15 protein-coding genes are annotated in these 16,829 nt (G+C 55.4%); 5 read left to right on the forward strand and 10 right to left on the reverse strand.

The genetic code is table 11. The features are described from left to right. The first annotated feature begins 939 nt into the window (after positions 1-939). Positions 940-2,358: an aspartate ammonia-lyase gene (locus ACP5OT_RS07490; protein ID WP_424674889.1), complete on the forward strand. Its 1,419-nt coding sequence runs from the start codon at positions 940-942 to the stop codon at positions 2,356-2,358. Between the two features lie 65 nt (positions 2,359-2,423). Here ACP5OT_RS07490 and ACP5OT_RS07495 read toward each other — a convergent pair whose 3' ends face one another. Continuing rightward, on the reverse strand, positions 2,424-4,028 hold the full coding sequence (locus ACP5OT_RS07495; protein WP_424674888.1) for an ABC transporter ATP-binding protein: 1,605 nt from the start codon (positions 4,026-4,028) through the stop codon (positions 2,424-2,426). 11 nt (positions 4,029-4,039) lie between these two features. Then, the gene (locus ACP5OT_RS07500) at positions 4,040-5,239 is read right to left on the reverse strand and encodes an aminotransferase class V-fold PLP-dependent enzyme (RefSeq protein WP_428112248.1); all 1,200 of its coding nucleotides are present in this window, start codon (positions 5,237-5,239) and stop codon (positions 4,040-4,042) included. A 172-nt stretch (positions 5,240-5,411) separates the two neighbouring features. Here ACP5OT_RS07500 and pth point away from each other — a divergent pair, with 172 nt between their 5' ends. Next, positions 5,412-5,978 carry an aminoacyl-tRNA hydrolase gene (gene pth, locus ACP5OT_RS07505; protein ID WP_424674886.1) on the forward strand — a complete coding sequence of 189 codons (567 nt, stop codon included), beginning with the start codon at positions 5,412-5,414 and terminating at the stop codon, positions 5,976-5,978. Between the two features lie 152 nt (positions 5,979-6,130). Beyond that, on the forward strand, positions 6,131-6,667 hold the full coding sequence (msrA, locus tag ACP5OT_RS07510) for a peptide-methionine (S)-S-oxide reductase MsrA (RefSeq protein WP_424674885.1): 537 nt from the start codon (positions 6,131-6,133) through the stop codon (positions 6,665-6,667). A 33-nt stretch (positions 6,668-6,700) separates the two neighbouring features. Here msrA and ACP5OT_RS07515 read toward each other — a convergent pair whose 3' ends face one another. The 8 genes from ACP5OT_RS07515 to ACP5OT_RS07550 form a co-directional block, all read right to left on the reverse strand. Further along, positions 6,701-7,267, reverse strand: a complete 567-nt coding sequence (locus ACP5OT_RS07515) for a CDP-alcohol phosphatidyltransferase family protein (protein ID WP_424674884.1) — start codon at positions 7,265-7,267, stop codon at positions 6,701-6,703. A gap of 13 nt (positions 7,268-7,280) precedes the next feature. After that, complete coding sequence (locus ACP5OT_RS07520) at positions 7,281-7,943, reverse strand: DUF4013 domain-containing protein (RefSeq protein WP_424674883.1); 663 nt, start codon at positions 7,941-7,943, stop codon at positions 7,281-7,283. 468 nt (positions 7,944-8,411) lie between these two features. Then, a complete protein-coding gene (locus ACP5OT_RS07525) occupies positions 8,412-9,137 on the reverse strand; it encodes a DUF4013 domain-containing protein (protein WP_424674882.1) in 726 nt (241 codons plus the stop codon). After that, entirely contained in the window at positions 9,137-10,324 is a 1,188-nt protein-coding gene (locus ACP5OT_RS07530; protein WP_424674881.1) for a competence/damage-inducible protein A, read from the reverse strand. The genes ACP5OT_RS07525 and ACP5OT_RS07530 overlap by 1 nt, the downstream gene beginning before the upstream one ends. Before the next feature lie 173 nt (positions 10,325-10,497). Continuing rightward, complete coding sequence (locus tag ACP5OT_RS07535; protein WP_428112246.1) at positions 10,498-10,920, reverse strand: hypothetical protein; 423 nt, start codon at positions 10,918-10,920, stop codon at positions 10,498-10,500. 11 nt (positions 10,921-10,931) lie between these two features. Next, entirely contained in the window at positions 10,932-12,716 is a 1,785-nt protein-coding gene (gene thrS / locus ACP5OT_RS07540) for a threonine--tRNA ligase (RefSeq protein ID WP_424674879.1), read from the reverse strand. Positions 12,717-12,730: 14 nt separating this feature from the next. Then, on the reverse strand, positions 12,731-13,279 hold the full coding sequence (locus ACP5OT_RS07545; protein WP_424674878.1) for a hypothetical protein: 549 nt from the start codon (positions 13,277-13,279) through the stop codon (positions 12,731-12,733). Between the two features lie 528 nt (positions 13,280-13,807). Continuing rightward, positions 13,808-14,596, reverse strand: a complete 789-nt coding sequence (locus ACP5OT_RS07550; protein ID WP_424674877.1) for an ABC transporter permease — start codon at positions 14,594-14,596, stop codon at positions 13,808-13,810. 121 nt (positions 14,597-14,717) lie between these two features. Here ACP5OT_RS07550 and ACP5OT_RS07555 point away from each other — a divergent pair, with 121 nt between their 5' ends. Together ACP5OT_RS07555 and ACP5OT_RS07560 are read left to right on the forward strand one after the other, a co-directional pair. Continuing rightward, a complete protein-coding gene (locus ACP5OT_RS07555) occupies positions 14,718-15,773 on the forward strand; it encodes a glycosyltransferase family 4 protein (RefSeq protein ID WP_428131792.1) in 1,056 nt (351 codons plus the stop codon). A 76-nt stretch (positions 15,774-15,849) separates the two neighbouring features. Then, positions 15,850-16,824: an ABC transporter ATP-binding protein gene (locus tag ACP5OT_RS07560; RefSeq protein ID WP_428131794.1), complete on the forward strand. Its 975-nt coding sequence runs from the start codon at positions 15,850-15,852 to the stop codon at positions 16,822-16,824. The last annotated feature ends 5 nt before the right edge of the window (positions 16,825-16,829 follow it).

A 16,829-nucleotide genomic window follows, 5' to 3' on the forward strand; every position in this document is an offset into this window, starting at 1 on the left:
GGATGAGTGTCTTTGGTGGGTTGATCTGAAGTGTTGTTTTTTATTGTTATATAGACATAAATCGCATCAAGCAGGGCCGTGGTTTGGTTTGATTATAGCATACTGCTTGATCGGTGCGAAGCAGGGAGTGTTGGGTTGTAAGGTGTTTTTTAACGCAAAGGCGCAGAGGCCGGAGAGGACGCAAAGAGCGTACAGCGTAGGGACGCACAACGGTGCGCCCCCGTGTGAGGGAATACGCCTTGGGTTTGGTGTGGCTATGATACAATCGCGACTCTATCATGCATCGTGGGGGGATGAGTGTCTTTGGTGGGTTGATCTGAAGTGTTGTTTTTTATTGTTATATAGACATAAATCGCATCAAGCAGGGCCGTGGTTTGGTTTGATTATAGCATACTGCTTGATCGGTGCGAAGCAGGGAGTGTTGGGTTGTAAGGTGTTTTTTAACGCAAAGGCGCAGAGGCCGGAGAGGACGCAAAGAGCGTACAGCGTAGGGACGCACAACGGTGCGCCCCCGTGTGAGGGAATACGCTTTGGGTTTGGTGTGGCTATGATACAATCGCGAATGTAACACACTCTATCATCATGCATCGTGGGGATGATGAGTGTCTTTGGTGGGTTGATCTGAAGTGTTGTTTTTTATTGTTATATAGACATAAATCGCATCAAGCAGGGCCGTGGTTTGGTTTGATTATAGCATACTGCTTGATCGGTGCGAAGCAGGGAGTGTTGGGTTGTAAGGTGTTTTTTAACGCAAAGGCGCAGAGGCCGGAGAGGACGCAAAGAGCGTACAGCGTAGGGACGCACAACGGTGCGCCCCCGTGTGAGGGAATACGCTTTGGGTTTGGTGTGGCTATGATACAATCGCGAATGTAACACACTCTATCATCATGCATCGTGGGGATGATGAGAGTCTTTGGTGGGTTGAAAGGAGCGAAATACATGACAGAGCGCTACCGCATTGAACGTGATTCGTTGGGCGAGATGCAGGTGCCGGCTGAGGCTCTGTATGGCGCGCAGACGCAACGGGCTGTGTTGAACTTCCCGGTGAGTGGGATGCGGCCCTATCCCGCCTTTGTTTGGGCGCAAACGATGATCAAACGGGCTGCTGCCGAGGTTAACCGCGATCTTGGTTTACTCGATCCGCAGATCGCGAACGCCATTATCCAAGCTGCCGAAGAGGTGTTGGCTGGTCAGCACGCCGATCAGTTTGTGGTTGATCCGTTTCAGGCCGGCGCTGGTACCTCACACAACATGAACGTCAATGAGGTGTTGGCCAACCGGGCTAACCAGATTTTGGGTTATAGTCTCGACGATCCGAAGAAGCCGGTTAGCCCGAACGACCATGTGAATATGGCGCAATCGACCAACGATACTATTCCGACGGCGATCCGGCTTGGTTGTTTGTGGCGGCTGAACGAATTGCTGACTGCCATCGATAATCTGGCTACTGCGCTTGAACAGAAGGCAGTTGAGTTCGATGATGTGGTGAAATCGGGACGGACCCACTTGCAAGATGCAGTACCGGTGCGGCTTGGTCAAGAGTTTGGTGCGTATGCGAAGGCAGTGCGCAACGATATGGAGCGGATCGCGACGGCAGCCGACCGGTTGCGTCGGATTGGTATCGGTGGGACGGCGACCGGTACTGGGCTGAATGCTCACCCGGAATACCATGCGCGGATGGTGGCAAAACTGAGTGAGCTGACCGGTCAAGAGTTGCGGTCGTCAGGGAATTTGTTTGAGTCGATGCAGAGTATGGCTGATCCGGCCGATTTCTCGGCGAGCCTGCGTACACTTTGTATTACCCTGGGTCGGATTGCTAATGATATCCGCCTGCTCTCCTCTGGCCCGGCCACCGGCCTCGATGAGATCCGCTTGCCCGCTGTGCAGCCGGGTTCGTCGATTATGCCGGGGAAGGTTAACCCGGTGTTGGCCGAGATGCTGAATATGGCTTGCTACCACGTGCAAGGTTGTGATTTGACGGTGGCGTTGGCTGCGCAAGCCGGTCAGCTTGAGCTGAATGTGATGATGCCGATTATTGCCCACAATCTGTTTGAAATGATGCATGTGCTTATCGGTGCGATCAATGCCTTTACGACTAAGTGTGTGGTCGGTATCACCGCCAACCGTGAGAAGGCGGCGGGCTGGTTGGCCAAGAATGCGATCCTGGTGACGGCACTCAATCCGGTGATCGGCTACCTGAACGGCGCGGCGGTGGCGAAAGAGGCGATGGCTACCGGTAAGACGATTAAAGAGGTAGTCGTTGAGAAGGGGTTGCTCACCGCCGAACAGGTTGATCAACTGCTCGATGTGCATAAGATGACCGAAGGCGGGATTCAGGGCATTGCTGCCGCCGGATAATGCAGACAGCGGAGTAACTTTGTCTCCAGCCCTTCTCCTGCACGCAGGAGAAGGGCATGGGGAGGTTAACCTGTTTTGCCGAGGCCGGCCAAGGCTTGGGCTACTGTTAGCCAGCCGTAGCCGGGAAAGAGCTTGGCAACCTGTGATGAGAAGATCAGGCTGTTGCCGAGCAATTCGGTAGCCGGCCCTTCGACTACTACCTCACCTTCACCGAGCAAGATAACCCGGTCGGCGCAGGCGGCAGCCATCTCAACATCGTGAGTTGCTATCACGACGGTGCGACCCTCGCTACATAACCGGCGCAATAGGGTTATGAGGGTGGTTTTGGCTTGATAATCCAAACCGCGGGTCGGTTCATCGAGCAAGATCAAACGTGGTTCCCCGACTAGCGCCGTCGCTAAGGCGGCACGCTGCGCTTCGCCACCGCTGAGATTGCGCGGATAGTGGGTGGCGAGATGGGCAATGCCGAATTTGCGCAGTGTGGTGTCGATCAGCGTTGGTGAAGGTGGTAAGCCGCGACCGCGGAGGCTAAACGCTAGCTCCTCGTGGAGGGTGTCGTGGAAGAGGATGCTATGCGGATCTTGCGGAACGTATGCGACCGTGCGGGCGAGTTCCTCAACGGCAATCGGAGCAATGTCACGCCCTTCTAGCTCGATTTTGCCTTCGGTTGGACGGACTAGCCCGATGAGGGTTTTGAGTAAGGTGCTTTTGCCACTGCCGTTCCGTCCCATGAGCGCGATAAGTGTACCGTATGGCAGATCGAGGTTTATGCGATAGAGCGCTTCGTGCTGACCATATTGGACGGTGACGTTGCGTAGGCGGGCAAGCGGTGGAGCAGGTGGCGGTACGGGAGGGGTAGGTGGTGGCGCCGGTAGATTGGTGGGAACAAATCTTCGCCCTTCTTTAATCGTTAATGGGAGTGGTTCCCAGCCTAATGCTGTGCCGAGATGTTGTAGCGGTGGACGTAGTTCAATGCGGGATAGTACCTCACGCGGTGTGCCTACTTCGTATTGACCATTCGGTGTAAGATAGAGAATGCGGTCGGCGTATTGTACGACTCGTTCCAGCCGATGCTCGCATAAAATGATGGTAATGCCGAGATCGGCGTTCAGTTTTTGCAACGCGGTTAGGACCTCTTCTGCTCCATGTGGATCGAGTTGGCTGGTTGGTTCGTCGAGGACCAATGTTCGCGGCTGGGCGGCTAGTGCTGCGGCAATGGCGACGCGCTGCTGTTCGCCGCCGCTTAGGGTTGCCACGTGACGATGCCGTAAGTGGGCTATCGCTAGTTGATCGAGTACCTCTTCGACTCGCCGGCGCATAACCGGCGCGGGGATGCCCAAGTTTTCCATGGCGAAAACGATTTCGTCTTCTACCCGCTCGACGACAAACTGACTTTCGGGGTCTTGGACGACAAAGCCGATTACGTCGGCTAGATCGCGGGGTTGGTAGGTTAACGTGTCGCGGCCCCACACTCGGACACTCCCCCCGAATGTACCGCCGTAGAAGTGTGGGATGAGACCGTTGAAGAGACGGAGCAACGTACTTTTACCGGCTCCGCTCGGTCCGCAGATCAGGAGAAACTCGCCCGGCGCAATCTGGAGGCTCAGTTGGCGAAAAACGGGAGTAGGAGCACCGGGGTAAGTATAGCTGACACGGTCGAGTTCGATCATATGTTCGCTCGTTATGCTATAATCGCTCGTAGCCCGCTGAGGAGCCGGTCAATATCTGTCGGTGAATTGTACGCCTGTACCGAGACACGAATGAGCGGTTGTCCTTCCCACATGAAACATGGTACTTCTACCCGCCATTCGTGCCAGAGCCGAGCCTGTACCTGTGCCGGATCGCACGGTGGCAACGGTAGTGCCCGCATCTGTCCCCACCATTGTTCATCGGCGGGAGAAAGTGGCGGTAGACCGCTGAGTTCCAGGATCGGTGCTGATGCCTCACGTAACAAGGCGTGACAAGCGCTGCGGATTGCCGGCCATTGATGTGTCTGTTGAAAATCAATGGCAGCAGGGACGCTGAGAAAAGCCGATGGATCGTCGGTGCCCATCCATTCGTAGTAGGCTTGTAATGAGCGGCCTGTCGGGTAGGCGAGAAAGCTGCCTTGCAGTGGTTCTGGTGGTTGCCAGCCCCAGCTAACGACCAACGGTTCTAAGCGGGTTTGGTGTTCGGGACGGACATAGAGAAAACCGGCTCCTTTGGGTGCACACAGCCACTTGTGGCAATTCGCACCGTAAAAATCAGCCCCCAACTCAGTAAGATTTAGATCGATCTGGCCGGGTGCATGGGCGCCATCAATCACCGTGATGATCCCGGCAGCGCGGGCACGCCGGCAAATCTCGGCCACCGGCATGATTAGTGCGGTTGGCGATGTGATGTGGCTGAGCAAGATGACGCGGGTGCGAGGGGTAACCCCGCTCCAAAGCTGGTCGATGATCTCGGTAGGTGTCGCTACCGGTAGCTTAAGCGGTTGGTTGACATAGGTTGCGCCTCGTTGGCGGCATACATACCGCCAGGTGCGCTCAATCGCGCCGTACTCGTGGGTCGTGCCCAAGACTTCATCACCCGGTTGCAGGTCAATCGAGCGGGCAACAATGTTCAAGGCATATGTCACGTTGGGGACGAAGACGAGTTCATCTGCCGATGCGCCGACGAAGGCAGCCAGGCGGGTGCGGGCGTTGTGGAGCCGTGCCGATAATTCACGACCGAGAAACGCGACCGGTTGGGCTTCGAGCTGGCGTTGCCATGCTTGATAGACGGTAAATACCGGGCGTGGACAAGCACCAAAGCTGCCATGGTTGAGGAAGGTTATGTCGCGGCGGAGTAAAAATTGCTCGGCAAGCGTGGGCAACGGTAGTGAGAGGGTTGTGCCGGTCATAGGGTGTCCTTGTCGCTCAAGATTATTGTAGACATGTTGGCCGGAAACGGTATTTCGTCAAGCTGCTTGACGGGCGACGTAGGCGCTTCTACCATGGCGCAGCAATAACGCAAAGGCGCGGAGAGGTAACGCAAAGTAGCAAATGATGTAATACCCATACAAGGACGACACAATGTGGTTAATAGTCGGCTTAGGTAATCCGGGTGAGCGTTACGCGCGTACCCGACACAATATTGGCTTCCGCAGTGTTGAGACACTGGCCGAGCGACACGGGCTAGTGTTTCGCAACCAGAGGGCCAAGAGCGAGATTGCTGAAGGAATTATTCGTGGGCAACGGGTGGCGTTGGTTAAGCCACAGACCTATATGAATCTCAGTGGGCAAGCGGTCACCGCGTTGCGTCAATGGTATAAGATCGATCCTGCGCGTGAACTTTTGGTCATCTATGATGACCTTGATTTACCGTTTGCCAAACTCCGCTTGCGTGAACGAGGGAGTGCTGGCACACACAACGGGATGCGGTCGATAGTCGGACAGCTTGGCACCACTGAGTTTCCACGCCTACGGATTGGGATTGGTCAGCCATCGGGTCAGATGGATGTAGCCGATTATGTGTTGAGCCGGTTTACCCCGGAAGAGGAGGAAGTTTTGCCTGAGGTATTGGCGCGGGTGGCCGATGCGGTCGAGGTGGTTCTAAGTGAGGGGTTGATGGCAGCGATGAATCGCTATAATCCATTGTAGTAGGGTGGGTAGTATGTCCGATGTGGTTGCACTTTTGTGCGTGGAGCCTGTGTATTTGAACGAATTGATGTACACTACTAGTGAACTATCGACTAGGAACGGCGCAATGTTCCGTAAGATTGGTGCCGCACAGACTCAGAAGGAGCGATTGCATGCCTCTCGAAACCGCAACACTGGCCGGTGGTTGTTTTTGGTGCCTCGAAGCAGTCTACGATCAGGTGATCGGTGTTAAGGATGTTGTCTCCGGCTATACCGGTGGGCATGTGCCCAATCCAAGCTATCAACGGGTTTGTGACGGTAACACCGGTCACGCCGAGGCGGTTCAGATACAGTTTGATCCCGAACAGATCAGTTACCGTGAGCTGTTGGAAATCTTCTTTAGCATTCACGATCCAACGACGCTTAATCGGCAAGGTGCTGATGTTGGTACGCAATACCGTTCGGCAATTTTCTACCATTCGGAAGAGCAACGTCAGATTGCTGAGCAGCTGGTACGTGAATTGACCGAGCAGCGCGTGTTTCGTGATCCGATAGTGACCGAGATCGTACCGGCTACGACTTTCTACCCCGCCGAGGACTATCACCAAGAGTACTTTGCGCGGAACCCGTATCAGCCCTATTGTCAGTTTGTGGTTGCGCCCAAGGTAGCGAAGTTTCGGAAACTGTTTGCCGATAAAGTGGCGCAGTAACGGACGACCTGCCGGCATAGTGCGTCGATTGCGCTATGCCGCATCCGTGTGATCATCGCGCATAATCTGGATAAACCGCCAGCCATATTGCACAAACGATACGCTGAACGGAACGAGCGCTGCATAAAGCGCCGGCTTCCCCCAACGTGGGCCACCGGCAAGATAGAGTAATGCAGCAATTGTCATTGCGAGGGTCGTTAGTTTACCACTGCTCTCGGCAGTCGTGATTTGTGCCTTGCGCCGCAAAACGATAAGTCCGGCCAGTAAAATTCCTACATCGCGAAAGATTAGCAAGCCGGTAGCCCACCACGGAAAGCCGTGGGTGCGCGAGAGCATCACCGCCGCCGAATCGATCAGGGCCTTGTCGGCAATTGGATCGAGTATCTGACCAAGCTTCGAGACCTCTCCACGCCGGCGAGCAATCGGGCCATCGAGCGCATCGGTGATCATGGTGATTGCCAACAACAGCAATGCCCGCTTGCGCCGATCGGTGCGTTGCATGTAGTAGATCGTTGCCGGTAAGAGCAGTAAGCGGCTAACGGTGAGTAGATTTGAAGGGTAGAGGAGTTCTCGTGGCTGAATGAGATTGCGAAGTGCCATTATGTCCTCCTCGTTATTGCTGAGATGGTGATGACGCGACTTGGCGAACGGTCTGACCAAGTAAATGACCAAAGACCAGTGCGGCATAGACGGTAGTAAACAGGGATCCAACGATAAAAATAATACTGCCTAGTCCACCCACGAAATTACACACTATCGAGAGCAGCCATAGTACCAGCCACTCGGCCGGGTTGCGCCGTAACAACGCGACGACTTCGCCCAACTGCAGGGCCGCCGTCACCGATCCGGTTTGGATGTAGCGACCACTGCCGATGATGAGCAGTGGCTGGATAATGAGGATAAGTGGGATAAGGAGGAGGTTTAGGCAGAACATCAGGCTGAAGATGATACCAAACTGAGGCTCGTTGTTGCCAGATGAGACAATAGTGGCGACTAGGATACAGCTTAAGATACACACTATTGCCAAAATGGGTAGGTAGTAGACAATTGCAATGAGTAGACCGTAGACTCCATCGCTGAGCACAGCACCGAGTTGGTTGAGCCGCGGCAGCGGTTGCGGATTACCTTGTGCGACGGCGCGTGCGGTGAGTAGAATACACCCGAGCAATGCGATCTGACCGATGATCGGTATACATTGCAAGAGACCGATAACGAGAATGAGCTTCCACCAGTCGGGGTCGTCAAAGACAAAGCTAAAGGCGTGGGTAAGGTTCATATCACTCCTCCGATGTAGGATTCTTGCGGGTTGACATAAGCTGCCGATTAAAACCATCGCTACAAACATAGACGTCGCGTGGCGGTTGGGTGGTCAGGAGCGTGGGAGATGATGCGGTATCGTTCACAATGAAATCCTCCGATGGTGATAACGACGGGCGACATCCCTTTAGGACGTTGCAATTTGCAAGTGGTTGAGCAAGTTGTGTGTAGTAAGCAGAAGCCTTGGTTTAGACTGAGATGTCGTACAACAGGTTGGGTAAGAGCGTTATTGCATCAACTGTACCATAAGAAGTGGGTGATACATGCAAGAGAACTGGGGACAGTGGTGACGAGCTAAGTATCGCGCTCTGAAGCCATCGCTGTAGCTGAGAAGCTCCTGAACGGCTTGGCAGTCCTCAGCACAGACGTTAGCATGAGATTTGGTTTACCTGAGCATTACTGCATCAACGGCTCTACCCGAAACCAGCTAGAGATGTTGGGTGGCACGTGCCTGCTGTTCCGCCGCTACGTAGAGTTGTACGCCGACAAGTTGGGCAAAGATGCCAACGCTACACAACAGCCAAATGGCTACTACAATCACAAGGAGGGGGGCGTTATTGGCAATCAGGATACCGGTTAGTCCGGCCATAGCCGCGGCCGGTACATACGCAGCGAGGCTGGCTAAGCGGGCATGCCAGAAGTAGGTCCGGTACGGTGGGGTAAATGCGCGTCGTAACGTTTCACTACTTAAAGCTCGCTCTATCTGTCCCTCCTCGGCAAAGATAAGCCGGCCAATCGGTGCTACTCCGATCAGAAAGAAGCTCAGCCAAACCAACGCCATTACTGTGAGGATGCCACGCATTACTACCTCGAGCAGATCGGTTTGACCGGCTAAGACCAATGTTAATCCGCTACAGGCGAGCAGCAGACCACCGATCATCAAAGGAAGAAGAAAGAATGCGAGATCGATGAGGAGAGCAAAAATTCCGGTGAGGGCACGGAGAGTCCAATCGCGCCACGGTGGAAGGGGGATGGGAAAGCCACGTCGCGAATTGTCATAGCTCTCCATAATGAAGCCTACTGCCAGCGGCAAACCGATAATGGTGGTAGCCAATGCACCGTGGAGCAGACATTTCTGCCACCACGTTGGATCACGGCACACTACGGCTACTGCAGCGGGTAGGGTTGTCGGAGGTGGTGGCGGTGTGAACACTACTCCGACTCCTCGGCCAGATAGCGGCGTAAGAGATCGAGTGCCGCTGTCCCGGCAAACTCACGGCCTTCAGATGAGCGCAGATCGAAGGGCCGGGTCAACCGTCGTTCACCGGTTGGCGTGATTAAAGCAAAGGCAACGGCCGTAAAGCCTTGTTCGTTTGGAAATGTCGCCGGTTGCACCCCTAGGCCGAGATCGCTTTGCCAACGATCGGCGACCGAAGACGCGCCGGCGGCGGCGAGATCGGAGGCAGCTTGCTCATCAGCCGGTCGGTCAAGCGGATGAATTTCGACCCCACGCAGTTGCGCTGCGATGTCGGGGGTAGCTAAGAGCGCCTGCAATACCGGCGCTTGGATCATTCCCTCGTAGAGCGCCAGGGTCAGCTTGCGCTGACGGAGTAATTGGGCCACGACAACCGGTAATTCCTCCTCGCCAAGCAGGTACGAACCGAGGCGCTCGCGGATGATCGCTTCGGTTTGAGCAATTAATGCTTCAGCCTCAGCGTGACTTTCGGCACGAGCACCAATACGTAACTCATACCGTGCCCGTTTCGCCGAAATGCCAACGGTCGGGTTCGCTTGTTGCATAAGATCGGCGATCCGCTCGCCGATCACACTCTCGCCAAGGCCGACGGCGTGAAGGGTACGGACGAGGATAACGGTTGTGATCCCGCGTTCATGACGTAGGTAGGGGATCACCTCCGTCTCGAACAGATAGCGCATCTCACTCGGGACGCCGGGTAGTACGATGACGGTGCCGCGTTCATCTTCAACTAAGAACGCTGGAGCGGTGCCATGCGGATTGGTGATGATACGGGCACCGGCCGGTACGTAGGCTTGGCGACGATTACTTTCACTCATCGGGCGGTTCATCGCTGCGAAGCGAGCAGCTATCTGGTCGAGCAATTCTTGATGAAACTCAAGTGGACGGTCGAACGCGGCAGCGACTGCTTCGCGCGTCACATCATCAAGGGTGGGACCTAGACCACCGGTGCAGATCACGAGATCGGCACGACCTAACGCCTCACGGATAGCGGCAGTAATGCGTTCTGTATTGTCGCCAACCACCGTCTTGCGATAAACGTTCACGCCGGCAGCCGCCAATTGACGTGCGATATAAGCGCTGTTGGTGTCAATTGTTACACCGAGCAGCAGTTCGGAACCGATGGCAATAATTTCGGCGTCCATAAGCTTTCTCTATCATGACCGTGACCGTACTGGGTGGGTCTGTGGAATGTAGGCACGTGTAGCAAAGGGGCACAGACAGGCACTGGTGTGTCCCACGAAAAACGGAATAGCTGCATGATACGCTCATGCTACACCATCCGCATCCGATCACGCAATACGATGGTTGTCAACCATCATGAAGATTGATCTAGTGACGATGGCTCGCTGAGTCGTTTACGATACTCACGCCATAACTCTTGCTCACGTTCGGCAGCCGCGCGCTGACCGGCGGCAATGGCAGCTCGCAATCGTTCGGCAAACGACTGGCGTGTCAATCCAGCCCGTGCTGCAAGAGTCTGACGCAGATCAGGGCCTGAACGTGGGTTCAGCAAAGCAACGGCAACCACACCTAAGGCCGCCCCGAGCAGCAATCCGGCGACGAATGCACCGGCGGCCGATGCGGTTTGGCGTTCGTGCTCACGGCGAAGAGCAGCCAACAGGCGTTGGGCAGCTTCACGCTCAGCAGCCAGTGCTTCGATGGTTGCAGTACGTTCGGCGTGGATGGACTCGGCAAACCGGCGCGCTATCTCGGCAATAGCATCTTGCTCAACTGTCATCAGGCGACTCCTCAACTGCGGGTGCGGATTTCTTCAAGGGCGCGCGCCAAAAATGCTTCGACCGGCATCGCGCCAAGGTCTTCACCGGCGCGGGTGCGCACAGCAACTGCATTAGCAGATTCCTCTCTGGCGCCGATTATAAGCATATACGGTATCTTCTGCAACTGTGCTCGCCGGATCTTACCTTGCATCCGATCACGGTTCTCGTCGAGTTCGACGCGCAAGCCGGCGGCAAACAGGCGTTGGCGTACCTTGCGCGCATACTCCATTTGCTTGTCGGTAATTGGAATGATCACCGCTTGCACCGGGGCGAGCCAGAGCGGAAATGCACCGGCGTAATGCTCGATAAGGATACCCATAAACCGCTCGGTTGTCCCGGTGACGGCACGGTGCAAGACGACCGGTGTGTGTGGTTTGTCGTCCTCGCCGATATATTCGCAGCCCAAGCGTGCCGGTTGGATGAAGTCGACCTGAATAGTGCTCAACTGCCATTCGCGCCCCAACACATCACGGGCCAGAAAATCGGCTTTGGGGCCATAGAACGCTGCTTCGCCTTCGGCCTCAAAATACTCAACACCGTTAGCTTCAAGTGCAGCACGCAAGGCAGCCGTCGCCAGTTCCCACTTCTCATCATCTTGCACATACTTGCCCTCCCTGCCGCGCAACGACAAGCGCACCTTATAATCGGTAAACTTGTACGTTCCCAGCACCTCGCGGATCACTTGCAGGGCAAGGCTAAACTCCTCTTGAATCTGATCGGGGCGGCAGAAAATGTGGCAATCGTCTTGGGTCAATGCCCGCACGCGCGTCAACCCGCTCAATGCGCCGCTGTCTTCGTAGCGGTAGAGTGTCGCAAACTCGGCAAATCGCAGCGGCAGATCGCGATAACTGATCACGCCGAGCTGGTTGTAGAGCGTCATATGGCTCGGACAGTTCATCGGCTTGAGGCGGAAGATGAGGTCTTCGCTCTCAACCATTGGTGGGAACATGCTATCGCGATAGTTATCGTAGTGCCCCGACTTCCGATAGAGCTGCTCCTTGACGACATTCCCTGTCCATACGTGCTGATACCCGTAGCGTGTTTGCACCTCACGCACAAATTGTTCCATTTCGTAGCGGATAATCTCACCCTTCGGGCTAAAGATCGGCAATCCGGGACCAATGTCGTCTGAGAAGAAGAACAGCCCCAGCTCTTTCCCGAGACGGCGATGGTCACGTCGGCGGGCCTCTTCCAAACGATGCAGATACGCTTCTAGCTCTTCTTTGGTATTCCAACCGGTACCGTAAATACGCTGCAATTGGCGATTTTTCTCATCACCGCGCCAGTATGCCCCGGCGATGCTCATGAGCTTAAAGGCTTCAGGATTGATCTCGCCGGTATGGTTGAGGTGTGGACCGCGACACAGATCCTCGAACGTATCTTGACGGTAGGTTGAGATGACGGTGTCGCCGTGATGTGTCTCACCGTATTCGTCAAGTCCCTTTGCTAGACCTTCAATCAATTCGAGTTTGTAGGGCTGGTTGGCAAAGATTTGGCGGGCCTCTTCGGCAGTGACTTCACGATAGATAAACGGATGATTACCGGCAATGATCCGCTTCATCCGCTTTTCGATCTCGGTCAGATCTTCAGGGGTCAGCGGACGCGGCAGGTCGAAGTCGTAATAGAAGCCGTTTTCAATTGGTGGCCCGATGGCGATTTTGGCATCGGGAAAGATTTCAAGAACGGCTTGCGCCATCACGTGCGCCAACGAGTGGCGGAGACGGTAATAGGGATCACTTTTTGGATCGGCCGGCATAGAAGCATCTCCTGTTATCTGGTTACGATAGTTAACGTCCCGTTATCAACGTGGACGGCGACAATCTGGCGCCCTTGTCGAACAAATTCGGCATTCAGTCGTTCATTGAGCACCGCGGTCAGCTCTCGCACCGAGAGCAGAGCCGCCAGTGGCCCTTCGAGCTGCGGATTGATCATGACCAATTTACCATCCTGAACCGCGATACCACTACTGACGACGCTGGTCACCCCATACGCATGGATGCTTGCAATCACGCGGTCGGAGATTAGTCGGACATTGACCGATTCGACCGGCAACGTTGCCTCGATCTCGTTGAGATAGCCGTTGATAGCGGCTTCGCTTACGGTGATCGTACCGTTGGGTAGGGCTGCGATCAGGCCGGGTACCGGTGCGACGGCAGTTTCACGCGACGGTACCAACAGATCGGCAATACGATGGCCGATAGCTGCACTGAGTTGGGGACGGGTCAGTAACAGGGTAAGCCCGGCAATGACCAATAGCCCCATACTAAGACGGGCTAACTGACCAAAGCACCCGCTCGATTCGCGGTATCTTACCGGCAACTGATGGCCTCTCCCTCTCGTTCTTTTCACACCTCGTCCTCGGTTGTTGTTACCCTCACCCCCAACCCCGCTCCCGACAGTGGGCGAGGGGAAACCTCCTCTGCGGCCCTTGCGCCCTCCGCGCCTTTGCGTGAGCGTCATCTGGGCCACTAACTCAAAAGCTCTCCGTCCGCACCGGGACGAAGAGCCGCTTCGTGGTTCCACCCTGTGTTCACGCCACGCCAATACACGGCGTGACGCCTCATTGGTCGCGATAACGGGCGAACCCGTGCTCCCTTACTGGCCGGTGGGTGGCGTTCTGGGAGCCGCTCAGAGGGGGTTTTCACCGGGCCCATTGCCAGACGCGCTCTCAGTCGCGACGCGCCCTCCCTGTGGCCGGAAGCCGGTTACTCGTCCTCTTCAGCGCTTTATATATCGCATCATACATGGTAGCGTGAAGTGTATGGTACGTCAAATAGTTCCTCTCCATCCTTCTGACTGATCACATTCCCTCGCGCCATGGTCAGGGAGCGTGGGTGTAACGCTGATCTATGCGCCTACCGCGCTGTAGCGATATACCCCATTCGTCCACAACCAGCGCAAGAGCAGGCCCAATAGCACGGCCCAGCCGATCTGATGCCCCAGACCTACTGCAATCGCCGGTGGATCGAGTCGACCTAGCAGGAGTTCGAGTGGAAACGACAGCATGGCGCGGAAGGGTAGCCATACCAGCACGGCCGTTACCGGCGATGGTAGTAGATCGAGCGGAACGAGGTAACCGCTGCTAAACGCATACAAACCGAACCAAAAGTCCTGCAGTGCCAGTACCTGCGTCCACCAAAAACTGAGGGCGCCAATGCAGCACTGGTTAAGAAAATAGACCGCGAAGGCCAGTACAATCGCGAGGGGCAAGATGGCCCAACTGAGGAAATCAGGTTGGGGAATTGCGCCAGGTGCAATGAGTGATGCGATCAGGGCAATCGGTGCTACCATCGCCAACCGGAGAGGTTTATCGGCTAGCGCCATCGCCAAATATCGCCACAGCGGATGAATGGGTCGTAGTAGGTGGGGCGATAACTCACCCAAACGAATGTCGCGTTCCATATCCCAAATAATCCAGACCCCGGTCAATTGACGAATACAGAGCGCACTGACAAAGTAGGCGACGAAATCATCACTCGTGTAGCCACCGATGACGCCATCACCGGCTATGGTACGCCAGACTGCTAACATAATCAGCGGTAGCATACCGGTAACTACCCAGATGAACAGTTGGGCGCGATAGGCGAGTGCATCGGCCCATGCGGCCCGCATGAGAGCGGCAAATTTAGCTGGCATAGAGTTGTGACCTGACAACACGCAGCGTTACTGCGACGATGTGATAGTCGTATTATATCAAACAACTTCATCGCTTTCGATTATGATAGATAATGGTGTCGCTGGTATACTCGGAGACCTCATGCGCATTGCATTTCTCGATTCGTGGTTGCAACAAGTGGCGGAAGGTAGTGGGACTGCTGCCGCGATTGGGGGGCTTGGTCGTGCCTTACGCGCCCATGGTCATCATGTGGCTCGGATTGCGCCGCCGGTGGCTTGGCCGTCTAATCTTACCCTCCGTCGGCTGTTGTTTAATCTGTACGTTCCGGCGTTGTTGCGTACATTGTCATACGATCTCATTGTCGGGGTAGATATTGATGGTGTGCTCGTGGCCGGGCGCACCACAACGCCGTATGTGTGTAGTATCAAAGGCGTGATTGCCGAAGAGCTCCAACATGAGCATGGTAATGTTCGTCGCTTGCTGTGGCTCCTTTCACGTCTTGAACGGATCAATGCGCGTCGTGCGCCGTTAGTGATTACGACGAGCGATTATTGCCGCCAGAGTGTCCACCGTCACTACGGTGTACCGACCGAGCGGATCCGTCTCGTGCCGGAAGGGATCGATCTTGTATCGTGGCCAGCGCCACCAATGCGCACACCCGGACAGACGATTCTCTGCGTTGCTCGTCAGTACCCACGCAAACACATCGCCGATCTGATCCGAGCCTTTGCGCAAGTGCGGCAACGCTTTCCGGCGGCTGAACTAGTGATTATCGGCGATGGCCCTGAACATCATCGTTTGCGCACGTTGACCACTACGTTGGGTCTTGGTGCGGCCTGTCATTTGCTCGGTGCAGTACCTAACGATGATGAAGTGAAAGCGTGGTACTATCGGGCCGACCTCTTTTGTCTACCTAGCGTGCAAGAGGGTTTTGGGATCGTCTTTCTGGAAGCGATGGCAGCCGGTCTCCCGGTAGTCGCTACGACTGCCGCTGCGATTCCCGAAGTCGTACCGCACGGCGAGGCCGGGCTGTTGGTATCGCCCGGTGATGTTGCGGCACTGGTCGATGCGTTAGCTACCCTTCTGGCCGATCCGGTGCGTCGGCAGCGCTACGGTGCGTTTGGGCGAGAATATGTTGCTCGCTTTGACTGGATGCGGGTCGCCGAGCGCTTTTTGGCGGTGATACGGGGGTGGTGAGATTGCTTCACTCCTGTGGGGGAAGTCGCTTGCCGGTGCTTGCTGTGATTCATCCTGTGCAGCGAGGGGATGAAGTATGTCAATTGAAGTTCGCGGCCTGCGCAAATACTACCAAGTCCATCGCAAAGAGGCCGGACTGCTCGGGTCGCTCCGTGCATTTGTGAGCCGTCACTACGAGACGGTGAAAGCGGTCGATGGGATCGATTTCACCATTGCTGCCGGTGAAATGGTCGGTTTTCTCGGCCCGAATGGAGCCGGTAAGACAACGACGCTCAAAGTGTTGGCCGGCTTGCTCCATCCGACGGCCGGTGAAGTTCGTGTGCTCGGGTTCACGCCGTTTGCCCGGCAGACGGCGTTTCTAAAACAGATTAAGTTGGTGATGGGGCAAAAACAGCAGTTGCTGTGGGATCTGCCGGCCATCGAGACCTTTGAAGTGAATCGAGTCATTTTTGAGGTGCCACTCGCCGAATATCGCCGTACATTGAACGAGTTGATCGACCTGCTTGAGCTGGGTGATTTGCTCAATAAGCAGGTACGTAAGTTGAGTTTGGGTGAGCGGATGAAGTGTGAATTGGCCGCTGCCCTGCTCCATCGCCCAAAAGTGCTCTTCCTCGATGAGCCGACGATTGGCCTTGATGTAACGATGCAGGCGCGCGTGCGTGAGTTTGTTGCCGAGTATAACCGGCGCTATGGCGCGACGGTGCTGTTGACCAGTCACTACATGGCCGATGTGACGGCACTCTGCCGGCGGGTGATTGTGATCAACCACGGACGTTTGCTCTACGATGGTAATCTCCAGAGTATGGTAGAGCAGATGGCCCCGCACAAAATGATTCACCTGGTCTTGAGTGAGCCAGTTGCGGTTGAGATGTTGGCTCAGTATGGTGAGGTGCAGCGGATCGATGGGTTGGAAGTAGAGTTAAAGGTGGCCCGTCACGAGACGACTCGCATCGGTGCTCGCCTGTTGGCAGAACTGCCGGTGGCCGATGTGAATATTGCCGAACCACCGATTGAGGAGATTATCGGTGAGGTGTTTGGTCAGCCGGTGTAGCTCTC

The sequence above is a fragment of the Chloroflexus sp. genome (genome assembly GCF_049970315.1).
Classification (GTDB): domain Bacteria; phylum Chloroflexota; class Chloroflexia; order Chloroflexales; family Chloroflexaceae; genus Chloroflexus.